Genomic DNA, 7,471 nt, shown 5'->3' with positions numbered 1-7,471 from the left:
CCACCTTATTTCCGATTTTTATGGAAGACGGAAAGTTAAGCTAACTATTACTCTGTATTTTTTTTTAATTTATAAAACTAGTATTTTTAGCTTTCCAATCTTCTAATTTAATTTGAACCCAGAATGAATATATTCCTAAAGTGATTATTGATAATACCAACCATTTAATCCAATTTCCAAATAACCCAACGGCGCTTCCAGAAAAGTGCATTCTCTTGCCATCAATCACCATATGATTGATTCTCCAACCATAAACCAAGCATAACGACCAAGGATACAATATTCCTAGAGTAAAAACAGTCATGATTGTTCCACCAATACTTATAAATATTAGTTCCAATAATCCCCCATCAAAATATGAATTTCTTCCATGTTTTGATCTAACGTTTTCTCGCATATTTAATATCCCCTTTAACTCTATTGTCATACTTCTCCACAAAAAAAGAACCATCGCACAAATATTAATTTTGCAGATGATTCTTTAACGAAATATCTCAATGAAAATCTTCAAGAATTGACTATTCTTTTTGTTTTCTATTTTACTGAATAGTTAGGTGCTTCTTTAGTAATTGTAACATCATGTGGATGTGATTCTCTTAATCCGGCATTGGATATTTGAATAAACTGGGCATCTTGTAATTCGATTAAATTATGTGCTCCAACATAACCCATTCCTGAACGTAAACCACCAAGCAATTGATAAATTACATCGCCAACGGCACCTTTAGCAGCAACCCGACCTTCGATACCTTCGGGAACTAACTTGTTGGCTTCATTAACACCACTTTGGAAGTAACGATCTGATGAACCGTGAGACATAGCAGCTAAACTACCCATTCCACGATAAGTCTTAAAACGACGGCCTTGATAGATTTCAAATTGACCAGGAGCTTCGTCAGTACCGGCCAACATTGAGCCAAGCATAACGGCGTTACCACCACCAGCTAAAGCCTTAACGATATCTCCTGAATACTTGATACCACCATCAGCAATAATTGTCTTACCGTATTCATGAGCCACACTGGCAGCATCATAAACGGCTGTCAATTGAGGTACACCAACTCCAGCAACAATTCTAGTTGTACAAATTGAACCAGGTCCAATACCAACTTTAACAACATCAACTCCGGCATCATAAAGTGCGCGCGTTCCCTCAGCAGTAGCAACATTACCAGCAATTAAAGTTGCTTCTGGGAATCTTTCTCTGATTTGTGAAATTTTACGAAGAACACCGGCTGAATGACCATGAGCAGTATCAATAATAATTGCATCAGCACCAGCTTTAAGTAAAGCTTCAGCACGTTCAAAGGTATCACTAGTAACACCAACGGCAGCGGCAACTAGTAAACGACCATATTTATCTTTAGCGGCATTAGGGAATTCTTTAACTTTTTCAATATCCTTAATGGTAACTAAACCACCTAAACGACCATTCTTATCAATTAATGGTAATTTTTCAATCTTATGTTCTTGAAGAATTTGTTCAGCTTCTTTGAGCGATGTTCCAACAGGTGCAGTAATCAAAGCCTCACTTGTCATAACCGTCCCAATCTCTACGGAATAATCAGTAATAAAACGAAGGTCCCGATTAGTAATGATACCAACCAATTTTAAATCGGTTGTATTAGTAACGATAGGCACACCACTAATATGATAAGTACTCATTAACCTCTCTGCTTCACTAACTTGATCGTCAGCTGTTAAATAAATAGGATCAATAATAACACCATTTTCTGAACGCTTAACTTTAGATACTTCGTCAGCTTGTTGTTCAATAGACATGTTCTTGTGAATGACACCTAGTCCACCTTGACGAGCCATCGCAATAGCCATTGGTGCCTCAGTAACTGTATCCATACTTGCACTCAAGATTGGAGTGTTTAGCTTAATATTCTTAGCTAATTGTACTGATAAATCTACCTCATTTGGTAAAACGTGACTCTCTGCTGGTATTAATAAAACATCATCAAATGTGAAGCCCTTTTTATCAAATTTTGTATCCCATGCCGACATGATATTCCTCCTGATTTTTCGTTTTCACCTATTATATGTAGATAAAATTTATAAACATGGTAGCTGATTTTTTTGTGATAGTCAATCAAAGTTTGTGAAAAAAAGGAGTCTATCGTTATAACGACAGACCCATCAATACATTTTTATTGCAATAACATTATAATTTAATAAATTTTTCTTTTTTAAATAAAAATCAAAACTACGTTTCTTCAGACATAATCGATATCTGATAACATCGTTCTTCTTTGATATGATTTCATCGACCCGATAAAGTTCATAACTCTGATTTCTTGCCAAATAATCAGCCGTTTTTCCATCAACAGCCAACTTGGTTATCTTTTCTTTATTTTGCAAAATACGATTACAGGCAAGTATCATTCGTCTACGAATAAAATCATTTATAAATAGTACAATAATTATTCCTGCTATAATAAGTAAAAGTAATCCGCCATAGATTTTCGTAATCTCTACACTTGTAAAATCCATAATAATCAACACTTTTATATTTTTATTTTAATAAATCATATCATGGTAATATTATTGTTATCAAATAAAGCGCTTGTGAGTTTTGATTTGGTAGATTGAATTCTTCATGGTAAGATTTCTCTACGAACGTTTTAGGGGGAAAATATTATGAAAAAATTGGTTCGGGATAAAATACCCGATATTATTTCATCAGATGATGCCCAGTTTGAAGTTCTCTCAAATGAGGACTATCGTATGTCACTTCGTGACAAAATAACTGAAGAAGCAACCGAAGTAAAAGCTGCTAGTACGCGGGCCAATCTTGTCGATGAACTAGGAGATCTTGAGGAAGTCATCCATGCCATCTTAGAAGATGCATCAATCACATATGAAGAAATGGACAGTCTTCGCCAAGCAAAAATCAATCAAAAAGGTAAATTTACCCAAAAATTTGTTATGATAAAACCTGATGAAGAATCGTAAAAAAGTTTATGATTCTTCTTTTTTGTTCTAAAAATACTATTTGTAGAACAAATCAAAACAGTTTAATATGGTACTTATACTTTTAATAGAAAGAAGATTACAATGCAAATTTTAACTTTATTTGTAGTAGCATTGGTTGCTTTGGAACATGTTGGTATTGCGGCACTCGAAATGTTTGCCCAACCAGATGTTCAAGCGAACGCCTTCGATATGCCCGTTAATTTCGTAAAAACCAAAGAAGCCCAAACGGCCCTATCTAACCAAGGAATTTATAACGGTATGTTTGGCGTTTTGATTATGATGATGATCTTGTTTTTCACTGGCTCAACTTTAAAAATAATTTTGATTCTAATGTTGCTTTATATCATCGTTGTTGCGGTATATGGAGCTTTCACAGCCACAAAGAAGATTCTTTATCTTCAAGGACTACCCGCTTTAATTGCCTTGATTTTCGTTATAATTTTCTATCACTAAATCAGAGCCTTCTATAATATAAGTAATTTTATTAAGAATGGAAAACAAAATGAAAAAAGATTCATTATTAAAAAGTTCCCTATGGATTTCCATTAGTGGAATAATTTCTAGAATTCTTGCCGTTATCTATATTATTCCTTGGAATATTTGGATTGGACCTGTAGCTGTTTACGCTGCCAATGCGATGTACGGTAAAGTTTATAATATTTACAACTTGTTTTTAATCATCGCCACGGCAGGTATTCCTTCGGCTATTTCTAAAGAAGTTGCTGCCCACAATGCCTTAGGTCGTTTTGATCAAAGTGAGAAGTTATTTAAAAAATATACGATCTATATGACTTTGGTCGGTATCGTATGTGCCGCCATTATGTTCTTTGGAGCCAAATATGTGGCAATCGTGTTAGCAGCTGGTGATATGCGAGTTGTAACGCCAATTAAATACTTAAGTATTGCTATGCTGATTATTCCTGCTCTAGGAATCTTACGTGGTTATATCCAAGGATATGCCTTCATTTCCTATTCAGCTTTTTCACAAGTTATCGAACAGATTGCCCGTGTCGCCTATATGCTCTACGCTACTTATACAATCATGGTCTTGCAAAAGGGTAACTATGTTTCAGCAGTTAATCAATCTACTCTAGCTTCATTCATTGGTGCCACTTTAGCTTATATCTTCTTACTTTGGATTCGTGTACGAGTTCGTAAGTCAGTCACTGTTGAAGACGTTAAACAAACCACCACGGTTCCTGATGAAGAAGTTGCTGATATCAACTTTAGCTCCATGCTACGTTCGGCCATTCCATTCTTATTAGTTGATACGATCATGACTGTCTTGCAATTGTTTGATCAAACAACCTTTACTTGGATCTATCAATTAATTCTTCATGCTAGTCAAAAAACGATTGATAATCTTTATGCGATGTTTGGTTTCCAAGCTAATAAGATCATCATGGTTTTGGTTTCTCTAGCAATTTCTGTTTCAGCATCGGTTATTCCGGCCTTATCAGCAATGGTTAGTCGGAAAGTCAAAGATGAAGAAATTCAAAACTTTATGCGAAAAATTGTTCAATTTACCCTCTTCATCATTATTCCTGCTACCTTTGGTGTAATCGCCATTAGTCGTCAATTATGGACCGCCTTTGTCTTTTATAACCAAAGTATTCTGGGATCTAAAGTTTTGATTGTATCTTGTTTTGAGGCTTTCTTCTATTGTGTCTTCATGATTTTGGAAAATATTTTACAAGTTACTCATCACATGAAAAAATCAATGATCTATCTAGCCTTAGCCTATTTGATCAAGATTGTCCTACAGTTGCCATTGACTGTTACCCTAGGTGTTTATGGCCCCGTAGTTGCTACAACAATTTCGTTTATGATTATGGGACACTTTGCCTTTAGACTGATCAACAAACAATTCCAGATTATCAACCAAGATATTGGTAAAAAATTACTACGTATTTTGATTGATGGCATTATAATGTTGATCGTCGTTGCCATTGCTAACTTCCTAATCGTAAAAGTTATCTCTGACGCAACTAAAGTTGGCGCAATTATCGATATCGCTATCTGCGGAATTATTGGAATTGGAGTTTATGGCTTCTTAACTTATAAAGATGGTTCCCTAAAGATTTTAAAAGATATTCGTGATACTAAAATTTATTAACTAAACTTGGCTAAGGAAAATTTTCCTTAGCTTTTTTATTTATGATAAATTACTAATATTTTTATGCGAAATACAATTGAACTATACTGACCCTAATCGTATTTAGGAGGTATTTTTATGGCATATAATCAAAAATTTATGAAATTAGCCGCTGAAGAGGCTCAAAAGAATGTTGGAACCCAAGTTGGTGGACCTTTCGGAACGGTTATCGTTAAAGATGGCGTAATTATTGCTCAAGGTCGCAATCACGTGTTGGCTAATGAAGATCCTACTGCTCATGGTGAGGTCTTCACAATTAGAGAAGCTTGTAAAAAATTGGGCACTCATGACTTATCCGGCTGTGAACTTTACACCAATGCTTACCCTTGTCCCATGTGCTTAGGCGCCATTATTTGGTCAAATATCAAAACTTGTTATTACGGTAATACTGCGGAAGATGCCAAGAACATTGGTTTCCGTGATGATTTCATCTATCAGTTCATGAATAACGGTCTCACAGATAAAAATGTTCTTGATTTACAACAACATGATCGTGACACTACTATTAAAGCTTTTAACGATTTTAAAGATGATACTTCACATACTATTTATTAATTTTAATTTGACGCAAAAAATAAATAATAGTATCGTTTAAATATTGAAAACGATTACTTTTATTTATTGAGGAGAAATTAATATGCTAGTAGGAAGTATTGAAGCAGGTGGAACTAAGTTTGTTTGTGCCGTTGGTGACGAAGATTATCGAATCAAAGATAGTATTCATTTCCCTACCACAACACCTGAGGAAACTTTACAACAGGCCATCGATTATTTTAAAAAATTCGATATTGAGGCTTTGGGAATTGCTTCATTTGGACCAATTGAATTACGTAAAAATTCACCCAAGTATGGCTATATCACATCAACGCCTAAACCAGGTTGGAAGGATACTGACTTTATTGGCAAAATGAAGGAGAATTTCGATATACCAATGTTTTGGACAACTGATGTCAACGGTTCAGCATATGGTGAATACGTTATGTCAACGTTATCCAACGAAAAAATCGACTCACTAGTTTATTACACAATTGGTACCGGTGTTGGTGCTGGTGCCATTGCTGACGGAAAATTTGTCGGTAACATAGGACACCCCGAAATGGGACATACTTTCTTAAAACGTCACCCTGATGATCTTGATTTTAAAGGTATTTGTCCCTTCCATGGCGACTGTCTAGAAGGATTAGTTGCTGGGCCAACTTTTGACGCCCGTTTAGGTAAATCAGGTAAAGATGTTCCATTAACTGATCATGTTTGGGATATCATGGCTTATTACGTTGCTCAAGCAGCAATTCAGGCCACTTTGATTCTTCGTCCAGATAAGATTGTCTTTGGTGGTGGTGTTGTCAGTGAGGCCTTCTTAGATAAAGTAAGAACTCAATTTAAAGAATTATTAAATGACTACGTTGAGGTTCCTGATTTAGATAAATATATTACCATGCCGGTAATTAAGAATAATGGTTCCGCTACTCTTGGTGACTTCGCTCTAGCTATTCGTGAATTACAAGACTAATTTGTTCGTCAAAGCCTATGCTTTGGCGATTTTTTAGTTACTTTTTAGTTTAGGTATGCTAAGTTTGGACTAGAAACTTCATTTTGGAGGTATCTTAATGAAACTCCACCACAAAATCTTTTTCATCACATTGGGACTCTTAGGTTTAATTGGTCTGTTTGCCGTTATTTGGTATAACTATCGTGAAATAGTCGAAACCTTCTTTGCTTATGCCTTTGACCGAAAAACACTAATCAATTTGTTACGCCATCAAGGCAAACATAACGCCGTTTTGTTTATGGCAGTGATTGCGATTGGATCCGCCATTCCCGGTATGCCCATTGCCGCGGTCGCGGTCCTTTCTGGTGTCTGTTTCGGACGTTGGACTGGTTTTGGTATCAACGTTGTAGGAACTGTTTTGGGTAATCTCTTTGCAATTTATATTCTCGGTCGCTTTCCACATAAAATTAGACCAAGTCGTTTTCGTCCTTTAGCCGATCGTTTAAAAAATATGCAACACCCACGCATTGGTTTAAGTATTGGCTATGCAGTGCCAATGTTACCAACCTTATTAGTTAATTACGCCGCCCTCGAACTTCATATGTCCTTGCGAAATAAAGCCAGTTGTATTTTCCTAGGTTCATTGCCGGTTTCATTTTTATATGCCTTTGGTGGTGATGAATTATTGTTTGGAAATACTAAGGCCGTTTTAACTACAATTACTTTGATCTTATTACTCTTTGGATTATATGAGATCATTCGTCGGGATCAACGTATCAAACAAAATATCAACAATTAAAAAAATGAGTTAGGGACATAACATAGCTCTTTCTGCTCAAAATAAA

At 35.6% G+C, this 7,471-nt stretch carries 9 protein-coding genes; 6 read left to right on the top strand and 3 right to left on the bottom strand.

All coding sequences use genetic code 11. The features are described 5' to 3' along the window. Positions 1–64: 64 nt before the first annotated feature. From IV57_RS12615 to IV57_RS12605, 3 genes are all read right to left on the bottom strand, one after another. Positions 65–397, bottom strand: coding sequence for a DUF898 family protein (locus IV57_RS12615; RefSeq protein WP_169790828.1), 333 nt, complete (start codon positions 395–397; stop codon positions 65–67). 137 nt (positions 398–534) lie between these two features. Continuing rightward, the gene (guaB, locus tag IV57_RS12610; protein ID WP_057881880.1) at positions 535–2,013 is read right to left on the bottom strand and encodes an IMP dehydrogenase; all 1,479 of its coding nucleotides are present in this window, start codon (positions 2,011–2,013) and stop codon (positions 535–537) included. A 132-nt stretch (positions 2,014–2,145) separates the two neighbouring features. Next, a complete protein-coding gene (locus IV57_RS12605; protein ID WP_057881879.1) occupies positions 2,146–2,499 on the bottom strand; it encodes a hypothetical protein in 354 nt (117 codons plus the stop codon). 147 nt (positions 2,500–2,646) lie between these two features. On the opposite strand from IV57_RS12605, the gene IV57_RS12600 reads away from it, so the two are divergent. From IV57_RS12600 to IV57_RS12575, 6 genes are all read left to right on the top strand, one after another. Next, a complete protein-coding gene (locus IV57_RS12600; RefSeq protein WP_057881878.1) occupies positions 2,647–2,961 on the top strand; it encodes a nucleoside triphosphate pyrophosphohydrolase in 315 nt (104 codons plus the stop codon). A gap of 102 nt (positions 2,962–3,063) precedes the next feature. After that, positions 3,064–3,435 (top strand): DUF1304 domain-containing protein, encoded by a 372-nt coding sequence (locus IV57_RS12595; protein ID WP_057881877.1) that lies wholly within the window; start codon positions 3,064–3,066, stop codon positions 3,433–3,435. A gap of 49 nt (positions 3,436–3,484) precedes the next feature. Next, entirely contained in the window at positions 3,485–5,098 is a 1,614-nt protein-coding gene (locus IV57_RS12590; RefSeq protein WP_057881876.1) for a polysaccharide biosynthesis protein, read from the top strand. 117 nt (positions 5,099–5,215) lie between these two features. After that, positions 5,216–5,692: a nucleoside deaminase gene (locus tag IV57_RS12585; RefSeq protein ID WP_057881875.1), complete on the top strand. Its 477-nt coding sequence runs from the start codon at positions 5,216–5,218 to the stop codon at positions 5,690–5,692. Between the two features lie 82 nt (positions 5,693–5,774). Next, positions 5,775–6,647 carry a fructokinase ScrK gene (gene scrK / locus IV57_RS12580; protein WP_057881874.1) on the top strand — a complete coding sequence of 291 codons (873 nt, stop codon included), beginning with the start codon at positions 5,775–5,777 and terminating at the stop codon, positions 6,645–6,647. Between the two features lie 97 nt (positions 6,648–6,744). Beyond that, positions 6,745–7,425 (top strand): TVP38/TMEM64 family protein, encoded by a 681-nt coding sequence (locus tag IV57_RS12575; RefSeq protein ID WP_057881873.1) that lies wholly within the window; start codon positions 6,745–6,747, stop codon positions 7,423–7,425. Positions 7,426–7,471: the final 46 nt, after the last annotated feature.

It is taken from the genome of Companilactobacillus kimchiensis (genome assembly GCF_001438805.1).
Taxonomy (GTDB): Bacteria; Bacillota; Bacilli; order Lactobacillales; family Lactobacillaceae; genus Companilactobacillus; species Companilactobacillus kimchiensis.
The sequence above is the reverse complement of the archived record's forward strand: the minus strand, read 5'-3'. Positions and strand labels throughout refer to the sequence as shown.

What these genes read in the sequence shown, in the direction of transcription:
- IV57_RS12575 (WP_057881873.1), top strand. Translation starts at nt 6,745, where the DNA reads ATGAAACTCCACCACAAAATCTTTTTCATCACATTGGGACTCTTAGGT.
- scrK (WP_057881874.1), top strand. Translation starts at nt 5,775, where the DNA reads ATGCTAGTAGGAAGTATTGAAGCAGGTGGAACTAAGTTTGTTTGTGCC.
- IV57_RS12585 (WP_057881875.1), top strand. Translation starts at nt 5,216, where the DNA reads ATGGCATATAATCAAAAATTTATGAAATTAGCCGCTGAAGAGGCTCAA.
- IV57_RS12605 (WP_057881879.1), bottom strand. Translation starts at nt 2,499, where the DNA reads ATGGATTTTACAAGTGTAGAGATTACGAAAATCTATGGCGGATTACTT.
- IV57_RS12600 (WP_057881878.1), top strand. Translation starts at nt 2,647, where the DNA reads ATGAAAAAATTGGTTCGGGATAAAATACCCGATATTATTTCATCAGAT.
- IV57_RS12590 (WP_057881876.1), top strand. Translation starts at nt 3,485, where the DNA reads ATGAAAAAAGATTCATTATTAAAAAGTTCCCTATGGATTTCCATTAGT.
- guaB (WP_057881880.1), bottom strand. Translation starts at nt 2,013, where the DNA reads ATGTCGGCATGGGATACAAAATTTGATAAAAAGGGCTTCACATTTGAT.
- IV57_RS12615 (WP_169790828.1), bottom strand. Translation starts at nt 397, where the DNA reads ATGCGAGAAAACGTTAGATCAAAACATGGAAGAAATTCATATTTTGAT.
- IV57_RS12595 (WP_057881877.1), top strand. Translation starts at nt 3,064, where the DNA reads ATGCAAATTTTAACTTTATTTGTAGTAGCATTGGTTGCTTTGGAACAT.